This window comes from Acidovorax sp. FG60, from assembly GCF_057808995.1.
Map to the genome: position 1 here is coordinate 582,835 of NZ_JBMDJC010000001.1, position 25,408 is coordinate 608,242.

The 25,408-nt window shown below is 63.8% G+C and carries 19 protein-coding genes; 6 read left to right on the top strand and 13 right to left on the bottom strand.

Features of this window, described 5'->3' with window-relative positions; genetic code table 11:
* The first annotated feature begins 8 nt into the window (after positions 1-8).
* A complete protein-coding gene (locus ACODS0_RS02655) occupies positions 9-1,493 on the top strand; it encodes a cryptochrome/photolyase family protein (RefSeq protein ID WP_488832571.1) in 1,485 nt (494 codons plus the stop codon).
* Between the two features lie 9 nt (positions 1,494-1,502).
* Here the strand turns inward: ACODS0_RS02655 and ACODS0_RS02660 are convergent, their stop codons facing one another.
* The 7 genes from ACODS0_RS02660 to ACODS0_RS02690 form a co-directional block, all read right to left on the bottom strand.
* Positions 1,503-2,681 (bottom strand): PilT/PilU family type 4a pilus ATPase, encoded by a 1,179-nt coding sequence (locus tag ACODS0_RS02660; RefSeq protein ID WP_055393357.1) that lies wholly within the window; start codon positions 2,679-2,681, stop codon positions 1,503-1,505.
* A 112-nt stretch (positions 2,682-2,793) separates the two neighbouring features.
* On the bottom strand, positions 2,794-8,970 hold the full coding sequence (locus tag ACODS0_RS02665) for a hybrid sensor histidine kinase/response regulator (protein ID WP_488832574.1): 6,177 nt from the start codon (positions 8,968-8,970) through the stop codon (positions 2,794-2,796).
* A 47-nt stretch (positions 8,971-9,017) separates the two neighbouring features.
* A complete protein-coding gene (locus tag ACODS0_RS02670) occupies positions 9,018-11,306 on the bottom strand; it encodes a methyl-accepting chemotaxis protein (RefSeq protein WP_055393361.1) in 2,289 nt (762 codons plus the stop codon).
* A 21-nt stretch (positions 11,307-11,327) separates the two neighbouring features.
* Complete coding sequence (locus ACODS0_RS02675) at positions 11,328-11,855, bottom strand: chemotaxis protein CheW (RefSeq protein ID WP_055393363.1); 528 nt, start codon at positions 11,853-11,855, stop codon at positions 11,328-11,330.
* Positions 11,856-11,870: 15 nt separating this feature from the next.
* Positions 11,871-12,236 carry a response regulator gene (locus tag ACODS0_RS02680; RefSeq protein WP_010459520.1) on the bottom strand — a complete coding sequence of 122 codons (366 nt, stop codon included), beginning with the start codon at positions 12,234-12,236 and terminating at the stop codon, positions 11,871-11,873.
* Entirely contained in the window at positions 12,236-12,634 is a 399-nt protein-coding gene (locus ACODS0_RS02685; protein WP_034692846.1) for a response regulator, read from the bottom strand. Before ACODS0_RS02685 ends, ACODS0_RS02680 begins: the two co-directional genes overlap by 1 nt.
* 58 nt (positions 12,635-12,692) lie before the next feature.
* Entirely contained in the window at positions 12,693-12,866 is a 174-nt protein-coding gene (locus tag ACODS0_RS02690) for a rubredoxin (RefSeq protein WP_008903269.1), read from the bottom strand.
* Positions 12,867-12,960: 94 nt separating this feature from the next.
* Here ACODS0_RS02690 and thiD point away from each other — a divergent pair, with 94 nt between their 5' ends.
* From thiD to ACODS0_RS02705, 3 genes are all read left to right on the top strand, one after another.
* Positions 12,961-13,920: a bifunctional hydroxymethylpyrimidine kinase/phosphomethylpyrimidine kinase gene (gene thiD / locus ACODS0_RS02695; RefSeq protein ID WP_055393365.1), complete on the top strand. Its 960-nt coding sequence runs from the start codon at positions 12,961-12,963 to the stop codon at positions 13,918-13,920.
* Positions 13,904-15,214, top strand: a complete 1,311-nt coding sequence (gene hemL / locus ACODS0_RS02700; protein ID WP_431150606.1) for a glutamate-1-semialdehyde 2,1-aminomutase — start codon at positions 13,904-13,906, stop codon at positions 15,212-15,214. Before thiD ends, hemL begins: the two co-directional genes overlap by 17 nt.
* 142 nt (positions 15,215-15,356) lie before the next feature.
* Positions 15,357-17,108 carry an alkaline phosphatase D family protein gene (locus ACODS0_RS02705; protein ID WP_488832583.1) on the top strand — a complete coding sequence of 584 codons (1,752 nt, stop codon included), beginning with the start codon at positions 15,357-15,359 and terminating at the stop codon, positions 17,106-17,108.
* Positions 17,109-17,116: 8 nt separating this feature from the next.
* Here ACODS0_RS02705 and ACODS0_RS02710 read toward each other — a convergent pair whose 3' ends face one another.
* Positions 17,117-17,896 carry an IclR family transcriptional regulator domain-containing protein gene (locus tag ACODS0_RS02710; protein WP_488832585.1) on the bottom strand — a complete coding sequence of 260 codons (780 nt, stop codon included), beginning with the start codon at positions 17,894-17,896 and terminating at the stop codon, positions 17,117-17,119.
* Positions 17,897-18,097: 201 nt separating this feature from the next.
* Between ACODS0_RS02710 and pobA the strand changes: the two genes are divergently transcribed.
* The gene (pobA, locus tag ACODS0_RS02715; protein WP_488832587.1) at positions 18,098-19,282 is read left to right on the top strand and encodes a 4-hydroxybenzoate 3-monooxygenase; all 1,185 of its coding nucleotides are present in this window, start codon (positions 18,098-18,100) and stop codon (positions 19,280-19,282) included.
* An 81-nt stretch (positions 19,283-19,363) separates the two neighbouring features.
* Here the strand turns inward: pobA and purH are convergent, their stop codons facing one another.
* From purH to ACODS0_RS02735, 4 genes are all read right to left on the bottom strand, one after another.
* The gene (gene purH / locus ACODS0_RS02720) at positions 19,364-20,965 is read right to left on the bottom strand and encodes a bifunctional phosphoribosylaminoimidazolecarboxamide formyltransferase/IMP cyclohydrolase (protein ID WP_488832589.1); all 1,602 of its coding nucleotides are present in this window, start codon (positions 20,963-20,965) and stop codon (positions 19,364-19,366) included.
* Between the two features lie 95 nt (positions 20,966-21,060).
* Entirely contained in the window at positions 21,061-21,294 is a 234-nt protein-coding gene (locus ACODS0_RS02725) for a Fis family transcriptional regulator (protein WP_015015597.1), read from the bottom strand.
* Positions 21,291-22,337: a tRNA dihydrouridine synthase DusB gene (dusB, locus tag ACODS0_RS02730; protein ID WP_488832591.1), complete on the bottom strand. Its 1,047-nt coding sequence runs from the start codon at positions 22,335-22,337 to the stop codon at positions 21,291-21,293. Before dusB ends, ACODS0_RS02725 begins: the two co-directional genes overlap by 4 nt.
* A 161-nt stretch (positions 22,338-22,498) precedes the next feature.
* Complete coding sequence (locus ACODS0_RS02735; protein ID WP_488832594.1) at positions 22,499-23,062, bottom strand: D-Ala-D-Ala dipeptidase; 564 nt, start codon at positions 23,060-23,062, stop codon at positions 22,499-22,501.
* A gap of 153 nt (positions 23,063-23,215) precedes the next feature.
* Here ACODS0_RS02735 and ACODS0_RS02740 point away from each other — a divergent pair, with 153 nt between their 5' ends.
* Positions 23,216-23,698, top strand: coding sequence for a YqaA family protein (locus ACODS0_RS02740; RefSeq protein ID WP_055393381.1), 483 nt, complete (start codon positions 23,216-23,218; stop codon positions 23,696-23,698).
* A gap of 22 nt (positions 23,699-23,720) precedes the next feature.
* On the opposite strand, the gene ACODS0_RS02745 is transcribed toward ACODS0_RS02740, so the two are convergent.
* On the bottom strand, positions 23,721-25,358 hold the full coding sequence (locus ACODS0_RS02745) for a bifunctional aminoglycoside phosphotransferase/ATP-binding protein (protein ID WP_488832597.1): 1,638 nt from the start codon (positions 25,356-25,358) through the stop codon (positions 23,721-23,723).
* Positions 25,359-25,408: the final 50 nt, after the last annotated feature.

Here is a 25,408-nt window from a genome sequence, read left to right on the forward strand (position 1 = left end):
CGGTGAACATGGCACCCTCCTCCGAGCCCTCGTACCCCAGCGGTCTGGTCTGGTTCCGCCGCGACCTGCGCGCGAACGATCAGGCCGCTCTTTACCGCGCACTGACTCAATGCCAGGAGGTTCACTGCGCCTTTGTTTTTGACCGCGAGATCCTCGACGCCCTGCCCCGGGCTGACCGGCGGGTGGAGTTCATCCGCGAGTCGCTGGTGGAGCTGGATGAAACGCTGCGCACGCTTTCCGGGCATGAACAGGGTGGCCTCATCGTGCTGCATGCAGTGGCCAGTGATGCCATTCCAGAACTGGCCAACGCCCTGGGCGTGCAGGCCGTGTTTGCCAACCACGATGACGAGCCCCAGGCCCTGGAACGCGACCGCCTGGTGCGCACACGGTTGGCCGCTGCCGGAAGGGCATTTCACACGTTCAAGGACCACACCATTCTGGAACGCAGCGAGGTGCTGACGCAGACCGGCAATCCGTACAGCGTGTTCACACCGTACAAGAACGCCTGGCTCAAGAAGGTGGATGCGTTTCAACTCACCGGCTACCCCGTGGAGCGCCATGCACACCGGTTGGCACCGCGCCCGCAGGCGCACTGCCAGGCGGTGCCCACCCTGGCACGCCTGGGTTTTGAGGCCACGGCCCTATCGCAGCTCAATCTGCCCACGGGCGCCAGCGGCGCGCAGCGACTGTTCAACGACTTCCTGGGCCGCATCGAGCGGTACGAGGACACGCGCAACTTTCCAGCTGTCAAAGGGCCCAGCTACCTCAGCGTGCACCTGCGTTTTGGCACCATCTCGCCGCGCCTGCTGGCCCGCACCGCGCACGGGCTGATGCTGCAAGGCAACCCGGGCGCCGCCACCTGGCTCAGCGAGCTGATCTGGCGGGACTTCTACTTTCAGATCCTGCACCACCATCCCCATGTGGTGGGCCACAGTTTCAAGCCCGCGTATGACGCGATCCAGTGGGAATCAGGCCCCGAGGCCAACACCCTGTTTGCCGCCTGGTGTGAGGGGCGCACGGGCTACCCGCTGGTGGATGCGGCCATGGCGCAGATCAACCAGACGGGCTACATGCACAACCGCTTGCGCATGGTGGTGGCGAGCTTCCTGGTCAAGGATCTGGGCATCGACTGGCGCTGGGGCGAAGCCTATTTCGCCACACACCTCAATGACTTCGATCTGGCCGCCAACAACGGTGGCTGGCAGTGGGCCAGCTCCAGCGGGTGCGATGCCCAGCCCTATTTCCGCATCTTCAACCCCGTGAGCCAGAGTGAAAAGTTCGACCCCGAGGGCAAGTTCATCCGCCGCTATCTGCCGCAGCTGGCGAGTTTGCCCACCAAGGCGTTGCACGCGCCCTGGCTGGCGCGCCCGCTGGAGTTGCAGGATGCGGGAGTGCGGCTGGGGGATACCTACCCGCTGCCGGTGGTGGAGCACGACGCAGCGCGGCACCGCACCCTGGAGCGGTATGCGGTCGTAAAGTCTGCTGCGGCCTGATCCCCGCACTCACCGGCGGGTGGCAGGCGGTGGAACGCTGTCGGGCCCAGCGGGCTCATCCGGGCTCATCTGCATGCCCTCACCACCCAGCGGCGCCCCCGCCGCCAGCCGAAGGCGCAGCCGCACATCGGTGCGGTTATCGGCATTGGCAATCGCTTCTTCGGGCGATATGGCACCGGACTCGACCATGGCCAGCAAGGATTGGTCGAAGCTCCACATGCCTTGCTCTGCGCTGCGGGTAATGGCGGTCTTGAGTTCGTCGATCTGCCCCTTCTGGATCAGCTCGGCCACATAGGGCGTGAGCAGCATGATCTCGGTGGCAGGCACCAGGCCACCCGCCAGCCCCGCCACCAGGCGCTGCGCTACGACAGCGCGCAGGTTGAGGGACAGGTCCATGAGCAACTGGCGGTGGGCGTCTTCGGGGAAGAAATTCACAATGCGCTGCACCGCCTGGTTCGCATTGTTGGCATGCAGTGTGGAAACACACAGGTGGCCGGACTCGGCATAGTGCAGCGCGTGCTGCATGGTGGCCCGGTCGCGGATTTCACCAATCATGATCACGTTCGGCGCTTCCCGCATCGCGCGACGCAGGGCCTCGTCATAGGACAGCGTATCGAGCCCCACCTCGCGCTGTGTCACGAGTGACTTCTTGTGGGTATGAAGGTATTCGATGGGGTCTTCCACCGTCAGGATATGCCCGCCCGTGTGGGCATTGCGGTGGTCCAGCAGCGCGGCCAACGTGGTGGTCTTGCCAGAACCCGCCGACCCTACCGTGAGCACCAGCCCCCCTTTGAGAAACGCCAGTTGCTGGAGCACGGGCGGAAGGCCGAGCGCTGCCAGGCTGGGGATCTGGGCAATAACATGGCGGATCACCATGCCTACCTGCCCACGCTGCCGGTGCACATTCACACGAAACCGCTCGCCCTCCGGGGTCTGCAAGGACAGGTCGCACTCCATGGTGGCATCGAACTCCTGCCGCTGCGTTTCGCGGAGGATGGAATACGCCATCTGCCTGACATCGTCGGCGGACAGCTGCTGCTGCCCCATGGCCACAAACACGCCCTGCCGCTTGAGCGTGGGTGGTGCACCCGCCATGATGAATAGATCAGAGGCCCTTTCCCGCACCACCACAGCCAGACAAGCCAGGAGGCGAGGATCCGGAGAAGGAACAGTTGCCGTCGGCTCCATCAGGACAGCCTCCAAAGGGAAGCTGCCGTGGCCGTGGCCCGCACCAACAGGCATATTGGCAGGCCACAGGCCCGCCGGTTCAAGGCAGACCTGTGGTGCACATGCATGCTGTCTAGGCCTCTGCGGTTGCCGCGATGCGGGCGTAGTGCTGAATGAGGCTCAGCAGTTCTTCGTCGGAGTAAGGCTTGCCCAGGTAATGGTTAACGCCCAACTCCATCGCATGCTCGCGGTGCTTTTCAGCGATGCGCGACGTGATCATGATGATGGGCAGGTCGCGCAGGGCACCGTCTGCACGGATGTTCCGCGCCAAGTCGAACCCGTCCATGCGAGGCATTTCGATGTCGGACAGCACAACGGTGGGGCGCTCTTCCTGCAGACGCTCCAGCGCTTGCAAGCCATCGGCCGCGAGCGCCACACGATAGCCTTCGCGCTGCAGCAAACGCTGCGTAACCCGGCGCACCGTGATCGAATCGTCCACCACCAGAACCAGGGGCACCTGGCTGGGGCCCGCCAACTGGGGCGAGACGACCGACTTGCCCGCACCCGAAGAGCCATCGGCCTCCAGCACTGAAGGCAGACCGGCACTGGCGGCACGCACCTGGTCGCCATACACCGTCGCCAGCGCCACGGGGTTGTAGATCAGCACCACAGCACCCGACGCCAGCACCGACATGCCAGCCAAGCCGGGCAAACGGGACAGCTGCGGACCCAGGTTCTTCACCACAACTTCCTGGTTGCCCAGAACTTCGTCCACGTGCATGGCGATGCGCTGTGATGCGCTGCGGAAGATCACTACAGGGCGCGTCTTTCCAGCAGGCTCGTTGCTGCGGGAAGAAGCCTGCAGGAGCGCTCCAGCCCAGAAGAAAGGCAGTTGCTCCATGCCGTCATCAAAATGGCCCGTGCGGTATGCGACCTCCAGGTCTGCCGCAGACGTGCGCCGAACGATCTCGACCACGTTGGCCGGCACGCCGATCGCGAGGTCACCCGCGCGCAGCATCACCACCTGCGTCACCGCCGTGGTCAAGGGAAGGACCATGCGGAAGGCCGCGCCCTTGCCAGCTTCTGTCGAGGTCTCGATCCGACCGCCCAGTGCATTGATCTCGGCACGCACCACGTCCATGCCAATACCACGCCCTGCCAAGCCGGTCACCTCGGAAGCCGTGGAGAACCCGGGCATGAAAATCAGGTTGGCAGCTTCGGCATCGCTCAACTCGGTATCGGGCGCCACAATGCCCTGCGCCAACGCCTTTTCACGGATACGGGGCAGGTTCAGTCCGGCACCGTCATCTCGGAACTCCACCGACACGTCGTTGCCTTCGTGGTGCAACTCCACAGTGATCGTGCCCGATGCAGGCTTGCCTGCGGCCGTGCGCACCTGCGGATCTTCGATCCCATGGGCCACGCAGTTGCGCAACAGATGCTCGAACGCGGGGGTCATGCGGTCCAGCACACCACGGTCCATCTCGATGGAGCCGCCGGTGATGTCGAGCTTGATCTGTTTGTTGGTTTCCTTGGAGGCCTGGCGCACCACGGCATACAGGCGTTCAGCAATGCCTTCGAACTCCACCATACGGGTGCGCAGCAAGTCGCGCTGCAGCTCCCGTGCCTGGCGGCCTTGGGCAATCAGGTCGTCTTCGGCACCTTCCATGGCACGCTGCAGGTTGCGCTGCACGGTGGCCACGTCGTTCACCGACTCGGCCATCATGCGTGTGAGCTCCTGCACACGGGTAAAGCGGTCAAACTCCAGCGGATCAAAGCCCGCCGCCGAGTCCTTCGACAGGGCCAGGCGCGACTGCATTTGCGACTCAGCTTGCAGCTCGATGTCCCGCAATTGCTGGCGCAGACGGTCCAAATTGCCCGACAGGTCAGTCAGCGAGCTGCGGAACTGACCCAGCCGCACATCCAGGCGCGAGCGGCTGATCATCACCTCACCCGCCTGATTGACCAACCGGTCCAGCAACTGGGCACGCACACGCACCGACTGGTTAGCAGCAACACGCAAAGGCGCGAGCTGCGAAGGACCAGGCAGGCGCACCGCTGGAGCAGAGGACACGGCAGACGCGGGTGCAGCTGCTGGCACTGGAGCTGATGGGGCCTCGGAGGCTTCAGGCTGGCTGCGCGGTGTTTCCACGGGCAGAGAAACCACCGTATCGGCGGGCCCCTGGCCAATCGCACGCAGCGCATCAAAGTTCGCCTGGATGCCGTCAAAACTACCCTGCAAAGGCTCGATTTGATCGGATGTCACCGTCTCAGCATCAAGCTGCTCGATGGCGGATTCCAGCCGGTGGGCCATCTCACCGAGGCGCATGGCACCTGCCAAGCGCGAACTTCCCTTGAGGGTGTGCAACGCACGCAGCACTTCACTGCGGGCACCAAGGTTGTCGGGACGCGAGGCCCATTGGCGCAGCGCACCACCAAGCTGTGGCAACAGCTCGGCAGCCTCTTCCTCAAAGATCGGGAACAGATCCGGGTCGATAACGTCAATCGCATCGATATCGTCGTCCACATCCGAGCCAAGCGCCACAGCATGGGCGATCGCATCATCAATACGCTGATCGTGGTCGTGGATGACGGCCGACAAAGCAGGGGCCACATGCCCTTTGGGCTCCACAACGGCTGCAGGCTCCGGCATGGCTTGCAGGTCCGGCTCGGGTTCGACAAGCGGCAGTGGCTGCGCCACTTCTGCTTCCACCGCAGCAGTCTGGTCCTGCACCGACAACAACTCGTCTGCAGCCTCCTCTTCAGGCGGTGACAAGGTGTTGTCCACCTCGGTTTGCAGGATCTGGCGCAGCTGCTCCAGCACCTCCTGACTTGGTTCCTTGAGGAAACCTGCCGCAAACTGGTGCAGCAAACGACGGATGTCTTCCGCCGCCGCCATGAAGGCCTGGGCCTGCTCCTGTGTGCCGCCAGACTGCAGCGTCACGTGTTGAAGCGCGTGTTCGAGCACCCTGGCCATCTCTGACAGGGCATTGAATCCCACCGTGGCGGAGCTGCCCGCCAACGAGTGCGCCAATGCCACGGCCATATCGGGCAGAGGCTCGTGCAGCTCCAGCGACCATTCCTGCAGGCAGGTCACCAATCGGCGCGACCACTCGTCGGCCTCGTTCAGATAAACGTTATAGAGCGGGATGCCAATGCGCAGGGTGTCAATGACCTTCACCGCTTCATCGCTGGCGCTGTCTTCCGGCTCCTGCGGCACGGCTTCGATGGCCTGCGGCACTTCAGAGGCAGCCTCAAAGGCCACAGCCTCTGCGGCTTCTATGACTTCGGCGGGTACATCCTGACCCACAGATTCCGACCCATCGGCACCCGACAGCTGATGCTCGGGCTCTGTCTCGCTCGGCACTTCATGGGATTCGATGTCATCGAGCGACTCGACAGGCAGAACAAAGGCCCCATCCTCTGCAGGTTCGTCGGGCACCACGGGTGCCTGCGAAAGAGCCTCCACCTCGGGAGCGGTCGCGACAGGTTCCAGGTCTGGGAGTTCGAGATCCAGAACAAAGTCGACACTGGAGGGGGCGATAGCTTCAGGAGCAGCAGGCGCCTCATTGAGCGCAGCGGCGAACACGGAGAAATCGATCTCCTCGGCCACCTCGGGGGCTGGAGCGATAGCCTCTGCCGGCAGTTCGGGCACATGGTCGAAAATTTCGGTGGCTTCGAAGTCCGGCATCGCCAGCTCTTCTTCCACGACCTTCGGAACTTCTGCAACCGTTGGCGCGGGCACCTCAGGAGGAAGGTCATCCAGCACAGCCACCTCAGGCTCAAGTGCCACTACAGCCAGGACCGGGGCTTCTCCGTCGGCAGACGGCACCACCAGCGGCAACAGGGTTCCATCCAGGCGCATGGCATCCGCAGATTGCCGGAACGCGTCCGGTTGCCAGCCAGAGGCTTGGCCCGCCGCAATGTCGTCCGCCCAGCGGCTGAAGGCCCGCAACGCGTCGGAAGAAAGCTCCAGCAAACCAGGGTGCATGGGCTTTTGCTCAGCCAGCCAGGCATTGAGCAACTGCTCCATCGACCAAGCGGCCTCACCAAAATCGTTCAGCCCCACCATCCGCGAACTGCCCTTGAGCGTGTGAAAGGCACGCCGCAGCGTGGTCTGCTCACTCAAGTTGCCCGGATCGTCCTTCAGCACCTCGATCGCAGCCAGACCATTGACTACCACCTCGCGCGCCTCTTCCAGGAAGACCTCCAGCAATTCGTCCTCGACCTCAGGCACCTGCGCAGGGGCTGGTGCGGGCGCTGACGCAGCCATTGGCAAGGGCGCCGGCTCGCTGCCTGCTACAGCGGGCAGATCGAACGAAATATCAGGGGCCAGCGAATCCGCCTCTACGGGAGCCAATGGCTCAGCGGCGGTCGCTGCGGGCATGTCTGGCAACGAAGGCAGCGAACCGAAATCGGTCGGCTCGCTGAGCGGCTCCTGCACAGGAAAACGCGGCACCACGTCAGGCAGGGGAACGGCCGACCGCTCCTCCAGCTTGGCAGGAGTCTCTTCCAAAGCGTCCGAGGCACGCGGCCGACTCTTGCCCGTGAGAATGCGCAACTCGCCCAGTTCCTCGTCATACACAAACAGCTTGCGCGCCATGGTGCGCTGGTAGCTGAGCATGTCGATCAGGAAGCCCAGGGCGCCCAAGCTGTTGCCCAGTTTCTCGAACACGCCCTGGCGGTCTGACTCCGGGACTTCATTGATGAGCAAACGCTCCACCATGTCGCGCATGCGAACCACGGCGAGCGATGCCTGGTCCAGCCCCAGCACCGACAGCACGCCGCGCATTTGGGCAAGATGCCCCGGTACGGTTGCCAGGACTGCAGTGTCCTGCGGGCTGCGGAAGAACTGATCCAGCGCCTTTTCCGCCTCGCCGAGCGTGGAGCGCAATTCGTCCACCACACTGCCCATGGTCTGGTTGTCGCTGACCCTGCGGTACAGCTCTTCCATCCATTGCTCGAGAGGTTCTGGCTCAGCGCCCGCCCCCACCGCATCCAGGCGCTCTGCCAGTCGGCCCGCGCGGATTTCCATCTGATTGCCGTCCGCATCCAGCTCTTCAAAGGCTGCTTGCAGATACAAGACCGAGGTAGCTACTTCCATGGCCAGCGCGGCCGAAGGAGGTTCACCCGAGCGGGTGGTGGATTCCAGCGCGCGGGTCAGCGCCTGAGCGAGGCTTTCGCTACCGGGGTGCAGCTTGCGCAGCGAGTCGCAGACCAGACTGAATTGGTCCGCCGCCGGCTTGAGCTTGTTGCGGTCGCCGCCCGCCAGGGCAGACCAGGTTTCCGTGGCAGCAGCTATTCGCTTGCGTGCCTGCGCCAGCATGGCAGGATCAAACCTGCCAAAACGGGCTGCTTCATAGTCCACCGGCTTGAACCGATCAAGGGCAAAAGCCTGCCGGACCGCCTGCAAAGACGGAGCAGCACTGTCATTGGATTCGGCTGGCTTAGCCTGCGAACAGAAGAACAGCAGATCCTGAACCAAGCGGTCTGCAATCGTCGTGTCACCCTTGGCAAGGGTGGAGTACTGCATCAGCACGCGGGATGCCACACGCTTGACGTAGACGTCTGCAGGCAAAAGGCCGGAGCCGAAAGCCTCAAAAAAGCCTGCGCATATCTTCCAGAAAGCGCGGGACTGGCGGTCTTGCTGGGATGCCACAAATCCCAGGCAGGTATCCCGCAAACTCAACGAAGCCCTGAGATCGCCAGATTTGACGATTCTTAGAACTGCCGCATCCAGGCGAGCACGCGCCTCAGGCCCGTAGGGCAGCGGCGTGGCTGCAACAGCCCCCTCAGGCTCGCGAAACCTGCGCTCCACGGGCCAGAGATCGGCCGGATGGACACGGTCTGCACCTGCCAGGGCCTGGGCATCGCGATACTGGGGAAACAACGCGACAGGCGACGCTGCCTTGCCAGCCAGAACGGTTTCCAGGTATTCGATCAGCGCAAAGCTCGCACGCTCAATCACTGCGGCAGCATCGTCGCTGCAGGTCTCAGGCCGTTGAACGAACTTCTGGACTGCCGACTCCATGGCGCGCAGGACCAAAGCTGGAGGGCCCATGCCCACCATTTCCAGCGCACCACACGCTTGGTGCAACTGCTGGCGAGCGATGCGCAGTGGGCCTGCGTCCAGCGCTGCAAGATCCGACTCGCGTGCGGCTTCTGCATCTCGCACAAAACGGCGCATGGCCTTGACAGCGCCATCCAGAGATTTGCGCAGTTCGTCAAGCACCCACGCCAAAGGACCCAGGTCCTGATCCCCCTGGGTCCCATCCGCGGCCGGTGCATTGTTGACATCAATAGATGACATGGATTCGTCCCCGGCTGCTATGAGCCAGCTGGTTGATGACTACAGCGTCAGGCAATCTTGAACCGTGCCACCGATTGGCGCAGTTCCTCAGCCATGTGCGACAGCTCGCGCACCTGCTGCGCTGTGGTACGGGTACCTTCACCCGTCTGCTCGGTCACCGCAAAAATGTGCTGGATGTTGTCGGCCACTTCGTTGGCCAAAACGGCTTCCCGCGAAGTTGAAGACGAAATCTGCTCAATCAGTTCGGCGAGGCGACGCGACACGCGGTCAATCTCGGTCAGCGCGGTACCGGCGCTGTCAGACAGGCGGGCCCCTTCCACCACACCCTGCGTGGAACGCTCCATAGCGGCCACGGCATCCTGGGTGTCGGTCTGAATCGCCTTCACCAGCGCAGAAATCTGGCGCGTCGCATCAGCGGAACGTTCGGCCAGTCGCTGCACTTCTTCCGCCACCACCGAGAAGCCACGACCGGCTTCACCAGCGGATGCGGCCTGAATGGCTGCGTTCAGAGCCAGCACGTTCGTCTGTTCGGTAATGTCAGAGATCAGCTCCGTGATTTCACCGATCTCCTGCGACGATTCGCCCAGTCGCTTGATCCGCTTGGAGGTGTCCTGGATCTGGTCACGGATGGAGTTCATACCGCCGATGGCGTTTTGCACGGCCTGCAGACCGGAGTCAGCCGCTTGCAGCGACTGGCGGGCCACCGTGGCGGATTCTTGCGCCTGTGTAGACACCTCGTTAATGCGGGTCGCCATGTCAAGCACCGAGCGGCCGGTTTCGCGAATTTCGCGCAGTTGCTCGGTCGATGCTGCCAGCAGTTCGGTGGAGGTGTTGTCCACCTGAGCCGTCGTTTGTGCCACGCGGGTCGCCGTGTTCTGCACGCTGCCTACCAGTTGGCGCAACTCTTCCACCGTGTAGTTCACCGAGTCGGCAATGGCGCCCGTGATGTCTTCCGTCACCGTGGCTTCTTGCGTCAAGTCACCCTCAGCGACCGATTGCAGTTCGTTCATCAAACGCAAAATGGCAGCCTGGTTGGCGTCGTTGACGCGCTTGGCTTCTTGCTCCTGGCGCTTGGCGTCCTTCTGCTGCATTTCAGCAGCCGCCTGGCGGCCACGGCTGTCAAGCAGCTGAACACGAGAGATGCCCACACCGCAAAAGATCACAAACAAACCAGCAAGCGCAAGAGCTGCCAGTTGGCCGCCACCCACACCCGTCTGGGCCGACAGTTTGGTTTGCAGTCCTTCGAGCTGACGGCGCAGAGGCTCACTGTCAGCAATGATGGCGGACTGCGCTTCACGGGCCGACACCAGACCTTGCAGGTTACCCAGAATGGCGCTGGCCTGGGTGCGGGTCTGCTCATAGAGCTTAACCAGAGCTTCCAGCTGTTCGCGGGTCTGGGCATCCTTGGTGGCAGCCAGACGCAGTTCAGGACTGCCATCCAGCAGGCCTTGGGCGATTTCCTTGAACGAATTCAAGTCCTTGCCCAGCAGGAACACAGCCTCAGGACTCACGCCTTCCATGGTCTGGAATTCGTTGGCGGACTTGCCGATACGCTGGGTCAACATCACCAGCTGGCCAGCCGCAGAAATCTCGGCAGCGGGGGCGTTTTGCTGCAGCTTCAGGGACGACACAGTTTCTGCGATTTCGAGCAGGTCCGAGGACTGGCGGTTGATGGTGCGCAGAGCATCGCCCACCTGGGTCAGGATCTTCTGCTGACCCATCACCACGCTGGCATTGCGCTCGGCACGTTCCATGAGCGGGTTCACGGCGTCCAGATCGGGCTTGTAGGGCTCGCCCAGGGATTCCACGCCAAGTTCGCCATCACCCGCGTTGAGGGCACGCACATTGCGCGCCAGCACGCCGGAGCTTTCCACCACGTCCGGGAAGGCCTGGGGACTACCCACCAGGGCCTGAGATACGGACTTGGCGAGACGCTGTGATTGCATCAGGGATTGGCCGGTAGCCGCAAGCTGCTGAGCTGATCGGTCTGCCTGCTGCAGCACCCAGAAGGCAATCAACGCGAGAACCGCCACACCGATACCAAGCAGCGCGAGCAATCGACGCTGGTGAGCGGCGGCCGTGGCACGCCCCAGCACCGGCAGTGCGATCAGGTCTTCCTCTGCGTCCGATGCGGCCAGTTCCGGCGAATAACCATCTGGATCGCCCTGCACGCTGTTCATCGCTTCAGCCTGGTAGGTGTCGCGCAGCTGCGCACCATCCAGCGAACCCGTGGCAAGAAGATCCTGCCCGTCGTCGGCGGCGCCGGCAGTCGCGCCGGTTTCCGGCGTGGCAGGTTTCCGGTTGAACAGTTTTCCAAATTGATTGACGACGGACATGGTGCAGCCTTACAGAAAAACTCAAGCACTGATGCTCAGGAAAGCGGGATGTTGGGACAGGATCTGCAAGTTCAGCTCCTGCCAGCGTGTGCCGCTGGAATCGATATAGGTGGTGCCAAAGAACGCGGGCGAATCCTCGGCGGGCGGCTCAGAAGACACAAATGCATCGGTCCCACGCAGGCCTGCAAGGCGATCCACCAGCAACGCTGCATTGACCTCCAGGGCGGCATTGAAGGCCAGCAGGCTGGCTTCGGACAAGGCCTGCTCCGTGCGCGGAGCGGCTGAACCCAGAAGGCCTGCCAGATCCACCACGCCGACCAGCCCGCCGCGCAGGTTGGCCACACCCAGAAACCACCGCTGGGTGTAGGGCACCGCCTGGATCGAGACCCAGGGAAAGATCTCCCCCGACTGACCCAGTGGCAGCAAGTAAAAACTCCCGGCCGACTCGACAGCCAGCCAGGATGAAACAGAGGACCCTTCGGTTCTTGCAGCCTGAAGGCGGCTGGCAAGTCGGGTCTGGAGCTCTCGCAGGGCTTCGCGGTTGGCCATGAACGCGCCGCAGCCTTAGTTCAGAGCGTCAATTTTGGCCTGCAGTTCAGCGGGATCCACGGGCTTGGTGATATAGCCGCGCGCACCCTGCCGCATCCCCCAGACGCGATCCGTTTCCTGGTTCTTGCTGGTGCACATGATGATGGGCACATCGGCGTACAGCGGGTCGCGGGTGATGGCACGTGTGAGCTGGAAGCCGTTTTGGCCGGGCATGACAACGTCCATGAGGATCAGGTCGGGCTTTTCCTCCGCCAGACGGCGGAAAGCCTCATCGGCATTTTCTGCGGTGCGTACCTGCATGCCTTTTTTCTGAAGCAGGTCGGTCAAAAACATCAACTCGGTCTTCGAGTCGTCGACGACCAATACTTTCTGGATGGGCATTACATCGCTCCTTGTTGGGCATTGCCAAATTGCTGCACGGCTTGCAGCAACTGGTCTTTGGTAAACGGTTTGGTGAGATATTCCTGGCAGCCGACCATGCGCCCGCGCGCTTTGTCGAATACACCATCCTTGGAGGACAGCATCACCACCGGAGTATCTGCAAAACGGGCATTGCGCTTGATGATGGCGCAGGTCTGGTACCCGTCGAGCTTGGGCATGAGGATGTCGCAGAAAATCAGCTGAGGCTGGTAATCATTGACTTTGGCCAAAGCATCAAAGCCGTCGTCGGCCAACAAGACTTCGTGCCCCCCCTGCTTGAGAAAAATCTCGGCGCTTCGACGGATGGTGTTGCTGTCATCCACCACGAGCACTTTGAAAGATGCGCCTGTTGTAGTCAATTGTTACTGCTCCTGATGGAGAAAAAAACAACGCAGCAGCACATGATGCTGGTGCGCCTCAAATCTGAACCATCTCGAAGTCTTCCTTGCGGGCCCCACACTCGGGGCAGGTCCAGTTCATCGGAACCTGATCCCATGGTGTATTGGGTGCAATGCCGTGCTCAGGTGAACCCTCTGCTTCGTCATAAATCCAACCGCAAATCAAACACATCCAAGTTTTAGAGTCGATCACAGCTTAAAGGGCCTTCACATAGAATGCAACGATTGTATCTAGTCATCTCCGTGGGCTGCGGCTTCGGTGCCACCCCTCAAGCAGGATCTGGTCCATGACCATCAAAGCATCCCCTCCCCCCCCCGAAAGCATAGATATTGAAGATGACGGTTTGGAGGACGCAAGCCCTGCATGCGTGCTCGTCTTCAATGCCAGCGACCCCAGCGGCGCTGGCGGACTGACAGCCGACATCACCACCATTGCCTCCGTGGGCGGGCATCCGATTGCCGTGGTCACAGGCGCCTATGCCCGCGACACGGCGCAGATTTTCGACCACTTCAGCTTTGACGACGAGGCGGTGGCCGAGCAGGCCCGGGCCGTGCTGGAAGACCTGCCGGTCCAGGCCATCAAGGTCGGTTTCGTGGGCAGTCCGGAGAACATCAGCACCATCGCCGAGATAACCACAGACTATGATGAAGTCCCAGTGATAGCGTACATGCCCAACCTGTCCTGGTGGCGCGATGAGCTGATCGACGAGTACCTGGATGCCTTCCGCGAATTGTTGTTACCGCAGACCTCGGTGTTGGTTGGAAACCACAGCACCCTGTGGCGCTGGCTGTTGCCCGACTGGACCAGCGACCGCAGCCCCACAGCCCGGGACATTGCCCGGGCAGCCTCCGAAATGGGCGTGCCCTATACCCTGGTCACCGGCATTCCCCTGCCCGAGCAGTTTGTCGAGAACGTGCTGGCCTCCCCCCAGACCGTGCTGGGCAGTGGCAAGTTCGAACTGTTCGACGCCACGTTCTCCGGCGCGGGCGATACCTTGTCGGCCGCCCTCACAGCCCTGGTGGCCAGCGGCAACGACCTGGGCGAAGCCACCAGCGAAGCTCTGGGCTACCTCGACCGCTGCCTGGATGCCGGCTTTCGCCCCGGCATGGGGCATATCGTGCCCGACCGCATGTTCTGGGCCCAGCCCGACGATGACGAGGCCGATGGTGACGAAGAAGAACCCCCAATTGACGAAGCACAGGCCCTCGAAGGCTTTGTGATGCCCCCCCATGACACCAAGCACTGATCTCAACATCCCCCTGTTCGAACGCGCCAAGGCGCTGATCCCCGGCGGCGTGAATTCGCCCGTGCGGGCCTTCAAGGCCGTGGGCGGCACGCCGCGTTTTGTGAAGCGCGCCAAAGGCGCCTACTTCTGGGACGCCAACGACCAGCGTTTCATCGACTACATCGGCTCCTGGGGCCCGATGATCCTGGGCCACGGCCACCCCGCTGTGCTCGAAGCCGTGCAGAGCGCAGCGCTCGAAGGCTTCAGCTTTGGCGCACCGACCGAACGCGAGGTGGAGCTGGCCGAGGAAATCCTGAGCCTCGTGCCGTCGATGGAAATGATCCGCCTAGTCAGCTCGGGTACCGAAGCGGGCATGAGCGCCATCCGCCTGGCCCGTGGCGCCACAGGCCGCAGCAAGTTCATCAAGTTCGAAGGCTGCTACCACGGCCATGCCGATTCGCTGCTGGTCAAGGCCGGATCGGGCCTCGCCACGTTTGGCAACGCCACCAGCGCGGGCGTGCCGCCCGAGGTGGTGCAGCACACCCTGGTGCTCGAGTACAACAATGTCGCTCAGCTCGAAGAGGCCTTTGCCCTGCACGGCAAGGAACTGGCCTGCGTGATGATCGAGCCCATCGCGGGCAATATGAACCTGGTGCGCGCCAGTGTGCCCTTCATGCGCCGCTGCCGCGAGCTGTGCACCGAATACGGCGCGCTGCTGGTGCTGGATGAGGTGATGACGGGCTTCCGTGTGGCCCTGGGCAGCGCGCAGAGCGTGTACGCCAAGAGCATCCCCGGCTTCAAACCCGACATCACGGTGCTGGGCAAGGTCATTGGCGGTGGTATGCCGCTGGCAGCCTTTGGTGGCCCGCGCGCCATCATGGAAAACCTCGCACCGTTGGGCGCCGTGTACCAGGCAGGCACGCTGTCGGGCAACCCTGTGGCCACGGCCTGCGGGCTGGCCACGCTGCGCGAGATCAAGAAGCCGGGCTTCTTCGACGCACTGTCGGCCACCACACGCTCCCTGGTTGATGGCCTCGCCGCTGCGGCGGCGGCTGAAGGCGTGCCCTTCAGCACCGACAGCGAAGGCGGCATGTTCGGCTTCTTCCTGATGCCCGAGCTCCCCCAGAACTACGCCCAGGTGCTCAAGACCGACAGCGCGCGTTTCAACCAGCTGTTCCACGGCCTGCTTGATCGCGGTATCTATATTGCACCTGCGCTGTACGAGGCCGGTTTTGTCAGCGCCGCCCACACGCCCGAAGACATTGCCGCCACCGTGGCTGCCGCGCGCGCAGTGTTCAAAGAACTATCAAAATAATAGCTGCCAGCGCTTTAACACCAAGCGCTAGAGGCTTTTTTTATTGATATTTTTTTGTAGCAGAGGGCGCAGCGCCCTCGCTTCACGCGGCCGTCATGCAATGCGGGCAGGCTCGGGTGTTTTACCCCACACCACCCGCGCCATGGCACACAAACCCCTCGTCTCTACCTCCCACCCTTTCCGCGACGCTGCGCAGGCCGATGCCGGGCGGCGGCGCTTCGTGCGCCAGCTCGGCATCGCTGCAGCCGCGCTGGGCACCCTGCCGCTGGCGGCCTGCAGCGGCGGCGATGACGATGCGCCTGCCGTGCAGTTTGCACACGGCATCGCCAGCGGCGACCCGCTGGCCGACCGCGTGATGCTGTGGACACGGGTGACCCCACCCGCTGGCCACACCAGCGATATCCCTGTCGAATGGGAACTTGCCACAGACAGCAACTTCACCTCCATCGCTGCCCAAGGCAAGACCACGGCGCTGGCCAGCAAGGACTTCACCGTCAAGGTCGATGCCACCGGGCTCAAGGCGGCCACTGCGTACTACTACCGCTTTCGTGCGTACGCTGCCCACACCGCCACCGGCCGCACGCGCACCCTGCCCACCGGCAGCGTGGCGCAGGTCAAGCTGGCCGTTTTTTCGTGCGCCAACTACCCCGCCGGCTACTTCAATGTGTATGCCGACGCGGCCCGCCGCAATGACCTGGATGCCACCGTCCACCTGGGCGACTACGTCTATGAATATGCCCGGGGTGGATATGCGTCGGCCAACGCAGGCGCGTTGGGGCGCCTGTCGCAGCCTGCCCACGAGATCCTGAGCCTTGCCGACTACCGCCAGCGCCACGCCCAATACAAAACCGACTCCGACCTGCAGGACCTGCACGCAGCCGCCCCCATGATCGCCGTGTGGGACGACCACGAGATCACCAACGACACCTGGAGCAACGGCGCAGAAAACCACCAGAGCGCCACCGAAGGCAGTTTCAGCGCGCGCAAAGCCGCGGCCATGCAGGCGTACCACGAGTGGATGCCCACCCGCAACGCGCAGCCCGAGCTGATCTACCGCAGCTTTGCTTTTGGCAACCTGGTGGCGCTGCACATGCTCGACACCCGCGTGGTGGCACGTGATGAGCAGCTCGACTACGGCCAGTTTTTCACTGCCACCGGCTTTGACGCCGCCGCATTCACCGCCGCCGTGGGCAGCACCAGTCGCCAGCTGCTGGGCACCACGCAGACACAGTGGCTTCAGCAGCAGATGGCCACATCCAGCGCTACCTGGCAGGTGCTGGGGCAGCAGGTACTGATGGGTCGCATGAACATTCCAGCGCCCATCCTGATGGAAACGCTGCAACCCGGCGCAGGCGTCACCGTCAGCCAGTACGCGGCCCTGGTGGGACGCGCGCAGACAGACCCCGCCAGCCTCACACCGGCCGAGCAGGCCATCCTGGCGCAGCCCTCCATTCCCTACAACCTGGACGCCTGGGATGGCTACCAGGTGGCACGCGAGACGGTGCTGGCCACCTCGCGCAGCCTGGGCAAGAACCTGGTGGTGCTGTCGGGCGACACCCACAACGCCTGGGCCAACGAGCTGCGGGACATGAGCGGCAATGCCGTGGGTGTGGAATTTGCCACCTCGTCCGTCACCTCGCCGGGGTTTGAGGAATACCTGCCGAACGAAAACCCCGCCACACTGGCCGGTGCGCTGCAGCAGCTCATCGCTCCGCTGAAGTACTGCGATACCTCGCGCCGTGGCTACATGGTGCTGACTGCCACCGCCACTGAGTGCCGCGCCGACTGGGTTTACGTGAGCACCATCACCAGCCGCAACTACACGGCCAGCACCGACAAATCTCTGAAGGTGCTGGCGGGCGCGGCGGGCACGGGGCGCATTGTCGCGGCATGAGCTCAGGCTTACAGCAGCCCGCGCAATTCGCGGGCTGCCTCCTGCAGCAGCGGCAGCATGTCGCGCTGCAGGCGGCTCTCATCCACCTGCTTGGGCGACGCCACCACATTGAGCGCCGCCACCGTGTCGCCCTGAAGGTTGCGCAGGGGCACGGCCAGCGCGTGCACGCCCAGCTCGTGCTCTTCCACCGCAAGGCAATAGTCATCGCGCCGCACCTTGGCAATCACCTGCCGCAGCGGGCCGACCTGGGTGATGGTGTGGGGCGTGAGGCGGTGCAGTGAGCAGGCCTTGAGCCACGCAGTGAGTTGGGCAGGAGGCAATGCCGCCAGCAGCACGCGCCCCGTGGACGTGGGGTGCGCCGGCAGCCGCGCGCCCAGGTGCAGGCCATAGGCCAGCACGCGCGACGGCGCGCCGTACACCCCGCTGCGCGCCACGATCACCACCTCGCTGCCATCCAGCACCACGGCCGAAAACGACTGCTGCGTCTGGGCAGCCAGCCGGTTCAGCGTGGGCTGCAGCACACGCGGCAGGCGGGCTGAGGCCAGGTAGCTGCCTGAAAACCGCAGCACCTTGGGCGCCAGCCAGAAGTAGCTGCCATCTGTCTCCAGATACCCCAGGTGCGCCAGCGTCAGCAGGTGCCGCCGCGCCGCCGCGCGCGTGAGACCCGTGCGCTGCGCGGCCAGTGTGGCATTGAGCCGCTGGCGCTCGGTGTCAAAACTCTCCAGCACCGCCATACCCTTGGCCATGCCTTCGATGAAATCTGCCTTGGCGATGGGAACGGTGGTCATGGTTTGCCTGGGGCGCTTGGGGTCGGTCGCCCGGTCGAAGACTGGAGGTGAGCCGAGGCTATGGAAGATTGCGCGATGATCGCACATCAGATCCATCAATCGCACGATAGCGGCGTGGGCCGGGCTTCAATTGACATGGATCAACCTACGCTTGGCCCTGTTCCTTTACCGCTTTCTAACGCCTTTGTGAGGTTGTCCACCATGCGTACCCAGGTTGCCATCATCGGCGCAGGCCCCGCCGGTCTGCTGCTCGGCCAGTTGCTCTACAAATCCGGCATTGACGCCATCATCATCGAACAGCGCAGCCCCAACTACGTGCTGGGCCGCATCCGCGCTGGCGTGCTGGAGCAGGTCAGCATGGACCTGCTGGACAAGGCCGGTGTCGGGGCCCGTGCCCATGCCGAAGGGTTGCCCCACGATGGCATCGAGCTGCTGTTCAAGGGGCAGCGCCACCGCATTGACCTGCACGAGCTGACCGGCGGCAGCCGCGTGACGGTGTATGGCCAGACCGAAGTGACGCGCGACCTGATGGACGCGCGCGCGGCAGAAGGCTTGACGACCGTGTACGACGCGCAGAACGTGCAAGTGCACGACTTCGAAGGCCAAAGCCCCCGCGTGACCTACCAGAAGGACGGACAGACGCACGAGCTGGCCTGTGACTTCATCGCAGGCTGCGACGGCTACCACGGCGTGTGCCGCGCCAGCGCCCCGGCCGACCTGCTCAAGACTTACGAACGCGTCTACCCCTTTGGCTGGCTGGGTGTGCTGGCCGATGTGCCGCCCGTCTCGCACGAACTGATTTACGCCAACACCGAGCGCGGCTTTGCGCTGTGCAGCATGCGCAGCGCCACCCGCAGCCGCTACTACGTGCAGGTGCCCAACACCGACAAGATCGACAACTGGACCATCGACCAGTTCTGGACCGAGCTGGGCAACCGCCTGGACCCTGAGGCACGTGCCAATCTGGTCACCGGCCCGGCGCTGGAGATGAGCATTGCCCCGCTGCGCAGCTTTGTGGCCGAACCCATGCGTTTTGGCCGCATGTTCCTGGCGGGCGACGCGGCCCACATCGTGCCGCCCACGGGCGCCAAGGGCCTGAACCTGGCGGCCAGCGACGTGGGTTACCTGTGGACCGCGCTCACCGAGTTCTACACAGAGAAATCCGCCGTGGGCATCGACACCTACTCCGACCGCTGCCTGCGACGCGTGTGGCGCGCAGAGCGCTTCTCGTGGTGGTTCACCTCGCTGATGCACCGCTTTCCCGAGACCGGCGAATTCGGGCAGAAAATCCAGGAGGCCGAACTGGACTACCTAGTGAACTCACGCGCTGCTTCGGTGTCGCTGGCCGAGAACTATGTCGGACTGCCGATGAATTTCGGCACCTGAACCTCAACTTCATCCTGACAACGGGCATAAAAAAAGCGGCCTCCTTGGAAGCCGCTTTTTGCTGGATGACCGCCGGTCGAATCAATGGCGGAAGTGGCGCACGCCACTGAACACCATGGCTACGCCGCGCTCGTTGGCGGCGTCAATCACTTCGTTGTCGCGCATGGAGCCACCGGGCTGGATCACGCAGGTGGCGCCCGCATCCACCACCACATCGAGGCCGTCGCGGAAGGGGAAGAAGGCGTCACTGGCTACGACCGTGCCTTGCAAGGTCAGGCCTGCGTGGCCCGCCTTGATGCTGGCGATGCGGGCCGAGTCCAGGCGGCTCATCTGGCCCGCACCCACGCCCATGGTCATGCCACCCTTGCAGAAGACGATGGCATTGCTCTTGACGTACTTGGCAACCTTCCAGGCGAACAGCAGGTCTTCCATTTCTTCCAGCGTGGGCTGCTTCTGGGTCACGACCTTGAGGTCGATGAGCGACAGCTCGTGGTTGTCGGCGGTCTGCAGCAGCAGGCCCGAGCCGATGCGCTTGGCGTCCATGGCGTTGCGGCCGCGTTCCCAGTCCGTCTTGCCCCCGTGTGCGGGCAACGCGATCTTGAGCAGGCGCACATTGGCCTTGGCTTTGAAGATCTCCAGCGCCTCTGCCGTGAAGTCAGGGGCCATCAGTACTTCGACAAACTGCTTGCTCACCTGTTGGGCGGCCGGGCCGTCCACCACGCGGTTGAACGCGATGATGCCGCCGAAAGCGCTGGTGGGGTCGGTCTGGAAGGCCTTGCTGTAGGCGCTCAGCGCGTCCAGGCCCACGGCCACGCCACAGGGGTTGGCGTGCTTGACGATCACGCAGGCGGCGGCGTCAAAGCTCTTCACGCATTCCCACGCCGCATCAGCGTCAGCGATGTTGTTGTAACTCAGCTCCTTGCCCTGCAATTGCACGCCGGTGACCAGCGAGCCGGGTGCGGGGTACAGGTCGCGGTACAGCGCGGCCTGCTGGTGGCTGTTTTCGCCGTAGCGCAGGTCCTGCACCTTGGTGAAGATGCCGTTGCTCTGGCCCGGGAACTGGGTGCGCGTGGGCACGTAGGTTTCCGACAGCTTTTCTTCTTCGAAGGTGACGGACGAAAGGTAGTCGCTGATCGCACCGTCGTACTGGGCGATGCGGTTGAACGCGGCCACCGACAGCGCGAAACGCAGCTTGTCGCTCAACTTGCCACCGGCCTTCAGCTCGGCCAGCACGGACTCGTACTGGTCGGCCGAGGTGATCACGCCCACGTCCTTCCAGTTCTTGGCGGCGCTGCGCACCATGGCGGGGCCGCCGATGTCGATGTTCTCGATGGCGTCGGCCAGCGTGCAACCAGCCTTGGCCACGGTGGCTTCAAACGGGTAGAGGTTGACCACCAGCAGGTCGATGGTGTCTATGCCGTGTTCCTTCAACGCTGCCATGTGTTCGGGCAGCTCGCGGCGCGCCAGCAGGCCGCCGTGCACCTTGGGGTGCAGCGTCTTCACGCGGCCGTCCAGCATCTCGGGGAACTGGGTGACCTCAGCCACTTCGGTCACGGGCAGGCCTTTGTCGGCCAGCAGTTTGGCGGTGCCACCGGTGGACAGGAGCTTGATGCCCAGCGCGTGCAGCGCTTGGGCGAATTCGACGATGCCGGTCTTGTCGGAGACGGAGAGAAGTGCGTTCATGGTGTGGGAGGGGAGAGTTTGAATAAAAACAGGCTCTAGCGCTTATCCATCAAGCGCAAGTAGCTACAAATTAAATAGCAAATAACACAACGACGTCAGAGCAGCTTGTGCTCGACGAGCTTTTTGCGCAGCGTGTTGCGGTTCAAGCCCAGCCATTCGGCCGCGCGGGACTGGTTGTTGTCGGCTTGCTGCATCACGACTTCCAGCAGCGGCCTTTCGACCACACGCACCAGCATGTCGTACATGCCATCGGGCGTCTCGCCGCCCAGGTCGCGAAAGTAGCCCTGCAGGCTCTCGCGCACGCATTCTTCTATGTGTTTCTTGCTCATGCAGCCAATCCCTCTTGTTCTTCTGGTTCTGCGTCCAAGCCCGTGGCGGCAGGCAGCCGGTCCATCTGTTGCCCGAGGGCGTCCAGGTGGTCGGCCACGGCCTGCCACTGCGTGGTGCAGTCTTCGATCGTGTTGATGTGTTGCCTGAAGGCCTCGCCGCCCGGCAGCGCGCGCAGGTACCAGGCAATGTGCTTGCGCGCACTGCGCACGCCGGTCAGCTCGCCATACAGGCTGTAGTGGTCTTGCAGGTGGTCCAGCAGCAGGCGGCGCACCTCGGCCACCAGCGGCGGCGCCAGGTGTTCGCCCGTGGCCAGAAAGTGGCCGATCTCGCGGAAGATCCATGGTCGGCCCTGTGCGGCGCGGCCGATCATGATCGCGTCGGCGCCAGTGGCAGCGAGCACGTCGCGCGCCTTTTCGGGCGAGGTGATGTCGCCGTTGGCCACCACGGGCACCTTCACCGCCGCCTTGACGGCTGCGATGGTGTCGTACTCCGCGTGGCCCTTGTAGCCCTGCTCGCGCGTGCGGCCATGCACGGTCAGCATCTGGATGCCCACGCTTTCAAACTGCCGCGCCAATGCCACGGCGTTCTTGTGCTCCTGGCACCAGCCGGTGCGCATCTTCAGCGTGACAGGCACGTTGAAGGGCGCGCAGGCCTCGACCACCGCAGCGGCAATTTCCACTGCCAGCGCTTCGTTCTGCATCAGGGCGGAGCCCGCCCATTTGTTGCAGACCTTCTTGGCCGGACAACCCATGTTGATGTCGATGATCTGCGCGCCGCGTTCCACGTTGTAGACCGCAGCCTCGGCCATCATCGGGGCATCGGTGCCAGCGATCTGCACGGCAATGGGCCCCGGCTCCCCTTCATGGTTGGCCCGGCGCGAGGTCTTGAGACTGTTCCACAAGTCCTTGCGCGAGGTCACCATCTCGCTCACCGCATAGCCCGCACCCAGCGCCTTGCACAGCTGGCGGAACGGCCGGTCGGTGACGCCCGCCATCGGGGCGACGAACAACCGGTTCGCCAAAGGAATGTGGCCGATGTGCATGGGCGGGGTGGGATAGGGAGGCAGCAGCAGATGCTGAAAAAGGAGGCAGGATTGTACCTGCTCAAAATTTCAGCAAATGAAATATCTCGACCGCTGAAAATCGGACGGCTTTGTCACCCTCACGCGCAGCCGGGGCGAGTACCACCCCGCAGGGAGCAAGGTCATCGCGCGGCGAGGTCAGCGTCCGCGGTGTGCACCGTTGCAGCGCCGCGCAGCGCAAAGTGCCACCAAGCATCGGGGGTGTTTTCAAACTGGTGGCGGGCCATCGTCGCACGCAGCCAGGCGCGGTTGTGCAGCACATCGGGCGAGAAGCCCTGGGCGGCCGACTCTGCCCCCGCCAGCGCCGCACCCGCAGGCGTTCCCATGTCCACATCGTGCCCATCGGCCAGTGGCCCGCGCACCACCTTGCTGGCCTTCATGCCGTCCACCACACGCACCTGCACCACCCAGCCGCCACCAGTGGCCGGGCAGGTAGCCTGCAACACCATGCCCAGCGCCTGCAATTCTTGGCCCACCCGCTGCAAGGCGGCACGCGCAGAAGGGGTTTCGCTGCAAGGGCTGGCGACATGCACCTCAGCGGGTTGGAGTTCAGGCACCGCTGCCCGTGGGCTGTGCACACAGGCAGCCATCAGCAGCGCCAGGGCCAGAGGCAGCCAGCGAGAGCCTACAGGCGCGCCAGCCAGAGGGGTGGTGCTGGGGAAGACGTGGGGTTCAAAACGTTGCATGCTGCCTCCTCCTTGGGAATTTTTCGGGGGACGGTGTGGTTACCACGATAAGAAAGGAGCCCCTTGCAAGCCATGCGCAGATGGCGCAGCCCGGCGTAGGACAGCGCCCTCTGGCACCAAAGCACCGGCTGCGCAGCCCTACACTTGGCCCCTATGGAAATCTGGATGCACCAGCTGCTGGAATGGCTTGCGCTGCCGCAGTTCGGCCTGAGCACGGTCTTTGTGGTGGCGTTCATCTCCGCCACGCTGCTGCCTTTGGGCTCGGAGCCTGCGGTGTTCGGCTTGATCAAAATCAACCCTGAACTCTTTTGGCCCGCCATCTTGGTGGCCACGGTTGGCAACACGCTGGGCGGTGGTGTGAGCTGGTGGATGGGCCTGGGCGCTCACAAGGTGGTGGACAAGGCCCGTGGCAATGCCACTGAAGTTCGCGCGCTGAACTGGCTTCGGCGCTTTGGCGCCCCCGCCTGCCTGATGAGCTGGCTGCCCGTGGTGGGCGACCCGCTGTGTGCTGTGGCAGGCTGGCTTAAGCTGCCGTTCTGGCCTTGCCTGGCCTATATGGCTGTGGGCAAATTCTTCCGCTATCTGGTTATGACGAGCGTGTTGCTGTACTTCATGCCTGGGCATCTGGCGATGTAGTGGCCCGCCGAAGGCACCTGGATCAGGGCGGCAATAGATGGTCCCAGTTCACGGGCACCGTGGTGTCCACGTGCAGCGTGATCGCCTCTTCGTGGGACTGCAGCGGGTGGGCGCGGGCCCACTGGGCGTCCAGCACGGCCACGTCCGCCTCTGACGCACCGGCTCCGGCCAGCGCGCGCTGGCGCACACGCTCGCGCAGCACCGGCAAGGGGGCCTCGAACGACAGGATGTGGCAGGGCACTTGCACAGAATCGGCCAGCGCCAGGAAAAGCGCGCGGGCATCGCGGTCCAGCAAGGTGGCATCCACGATCACGGAGTAGCCTGCCGCCAGCACCTCGCGCGCCACTTGCGACAACCGCTGGTGCGTGCGGAATGTGGCCTCGGCGGTGTAGATGCCGCCAGGTACGCCGTCGCTGGAAGCATTAGGCGCCAGGCCGAACAGGCGCTTGCGCTCCACATCCGCCCGCACGCGCACCAATCCACGCTGGCACGCCAGGGTCAGCGCGTGGGTGCTCTTGCCCGCCCCCGAAAAGCCATGGGCCAGCCACAACGCAGCAGGGCGCCCCACCGGCCAGCGCGCAGGCCGTTGCCCCGCAAAACCCGCCGCCAATTCCAGATATTCCTCCAGGGTTTGCACCGCCTGCGCACTGCCATCACCGCAGGTTGGGTTCAGCCGCAGGGCAGCAACCCGCGCCCGCACCAAAGCGCGGTAGGCGCCGTAGTACCGCAAAACGGACAGGCCCGCGTAGTCTCCCGTGTGCTCCAGCCACCGGTTCAAAAACCGCCAGGCCAGATCGGCCCGGCCATGGGCCGCGAGGTCCATCACCACAAAGGCGATATCGGCCACACAGTCGATCCAGCGCAAGGCGGGGTTGAACTCGATGGCATCGAACAGCTGGGCCTCGCCATCGATGAGTGCAATGTTGGCCAGATGCAAATCGCCATGGCATTCGCGCACCCGACCGGCTGCCCGCCGTGCCTCGAACGTGGTGGCCAGGGCCCGCCCCTGGTGCCGGCACCAGCCGACCACCTGCGCCAGCAGAGGGCCCTGACCGGGCAGCGCGCTTGCCACGGGTGCGCGCAGAGCCGCCACACAGTCATCCACTGGCGCTTGCACCGCTGCCGCCATGCCCCAGCTGTCGGTGCTCGCAGCGATGGCGGCTGCGTCGTGGAACTGCGCCACATGGCACGCCAGCTGGTCGATCTGCGCAGGCAACACGCGATGCGCATCCAGTGCAGTGGCGAGCAGTGCGTCCTGGGCAAAACGTCGCATCCACACGACGGGTTCGGCGCCTGGCAGAGCGTCTTTCCACGGCACGACCTGAAGCGTGGTGGGGGCGCCATCCGCCCCAGCAGTCACCTGACCCACCAAACCTACAAGGCCCAAGTACAGGCCCGGCGCCGTGCGGCGATTGATGCGCAGCTCTTCCTCGCAGGCGGCGTGCCGCAGGGCATGGGTACTGAAGTCGAGAAAATCCAGCTGCAAGGGTTTTTTGAGCTTGTAGGCAAAGTCACCCGCAAGCAGCACCCAGGAGATGTGGGTCTCGATACATTCCACGCGCTCTACAGGGTGGGGAAAAGCCTGCGGTTGTTGCTGGAGCAGACGCACACGCTGCTGGGCGGTGGCGAATTCGGCCGACAGGTCGGTGGATGAGGGCATGGAACGGACGCGGGGGAAAGGCACCAACGCACAAGCGCGAAAGGCAGCCA

Coding starts and splice junctions, on each gene's coding strand:
- ACODS0_RS02670 (WP_055393361.1), bottom strand. CDS start 11,306: ATGTCCGTCGTCAATCAATTTGGAAAACTGTTCAACCGGAAACCTGCC.
- ACODS0_RS02710 (WP_488832585.1), bottom strand. CDS start 17,896: ATGACCACCGTTCCCATCGCCAAGGCAGATTTCATCGAAGGCATGGCC.
- pobA (WP_488832587.1), top strand. CDS start 18,098: ATGCGTACCCAGGTTGCCATCATCGGCGCAGGCCCCGCCGGTCTGCTG.
- ACODS0_RS02680 (WP_010459520.1), bottom strand. CDS start 12,236: ATGCCCATCCAGAAAGTATTGGTCGTCGACGACTCGAAGACCGAGTTG.
- ACODS0_RS02735 (WP_488832594.1), bottom strand. CDS start 23,062: ATGCAACGTTTTGAACCCCACGTCTTCCCCAGCACCACCCCTCTGGCT.
- purH (WP_488832589.1), bottom strand. CDS start 20,965: ATGAACGCACTTCTCTCCGTCTCCGACAAGACCGGCATCGTCGAATTC.
- ACODS0_RS02675 (WP_055393363.1), bottom strand. CDS start 11,855: ATGGCCAACCGCGAAGCCCTGCGAGAGCTCCAGACCCGACTTGCCAGC.
- ACODS0_RS02705 (WP_488832583.1), top strand. CDS start 15,357: ATGGCACACAAACCCCTCGTCTCTACCTCCCACCCTTTCCGCGACGCT.
- hemL (WP_431150606.1), top strand. CDS start 13,904: ATGACACCAAGCACTGATCTCAACATCCCCCTGTTCGAACGCGCCAAG.
- dusB (WP_488832591.1), bottom strand. CDS start 22,337: ATGCACATCGGCCACATTCCTTTGGCGAACCGGTTGTTCGTCGCCCCG.
- ACODS0_RS02740 (WP_055393381.1), top strand. CDS start 23,216: ATGGAAATCTGGATGCACCAGCTGCTGGAATGGCTTGCGCTGCCGCAG.
- ACODS0_RS02745 (WP_488832597.1), bottom strand. CDS start 25,358: ATGCCCTCATCCACCGACCTGTCGGCCGAATTCGCCACCGCCCAGCAG.
- ACODS0_RS02665 (WP_488832574.1), bottom strand. CDS start 8,970: ATGTCATCTATTGATGTCAACAATGCACCGGCCGCGGATGGGACCCAG.
- ACODS0_RS02660 (WP_055393357.1), bottom strand. CDS start 2,681: ATGGAGCCGACGGCAACTGTTCCTTCTCCGGATCCTCGCCTCCTGGCT.
- thiD (WP_055393365.1), top strand. CDS start 12,961: ATGACCATCAAAGCATCCCCTCCCCCCCCCGAAAGCATAGATATTGAA.
- ACODS0_RS02725 (WP_015015597.1), bottom strand. CDS start 21,294: ATGAGCAAGAAACACATAGAAGAATGCGTGCGCGAGAGCCTGCAGGGC.
- ACODS0_RS02655 (WP_488832571.1), top strand. CDS start 9: ATGGCACCCTCCTCCGAGCCCTCGTACCCCAGCGGTCTGGTCTGGTTC.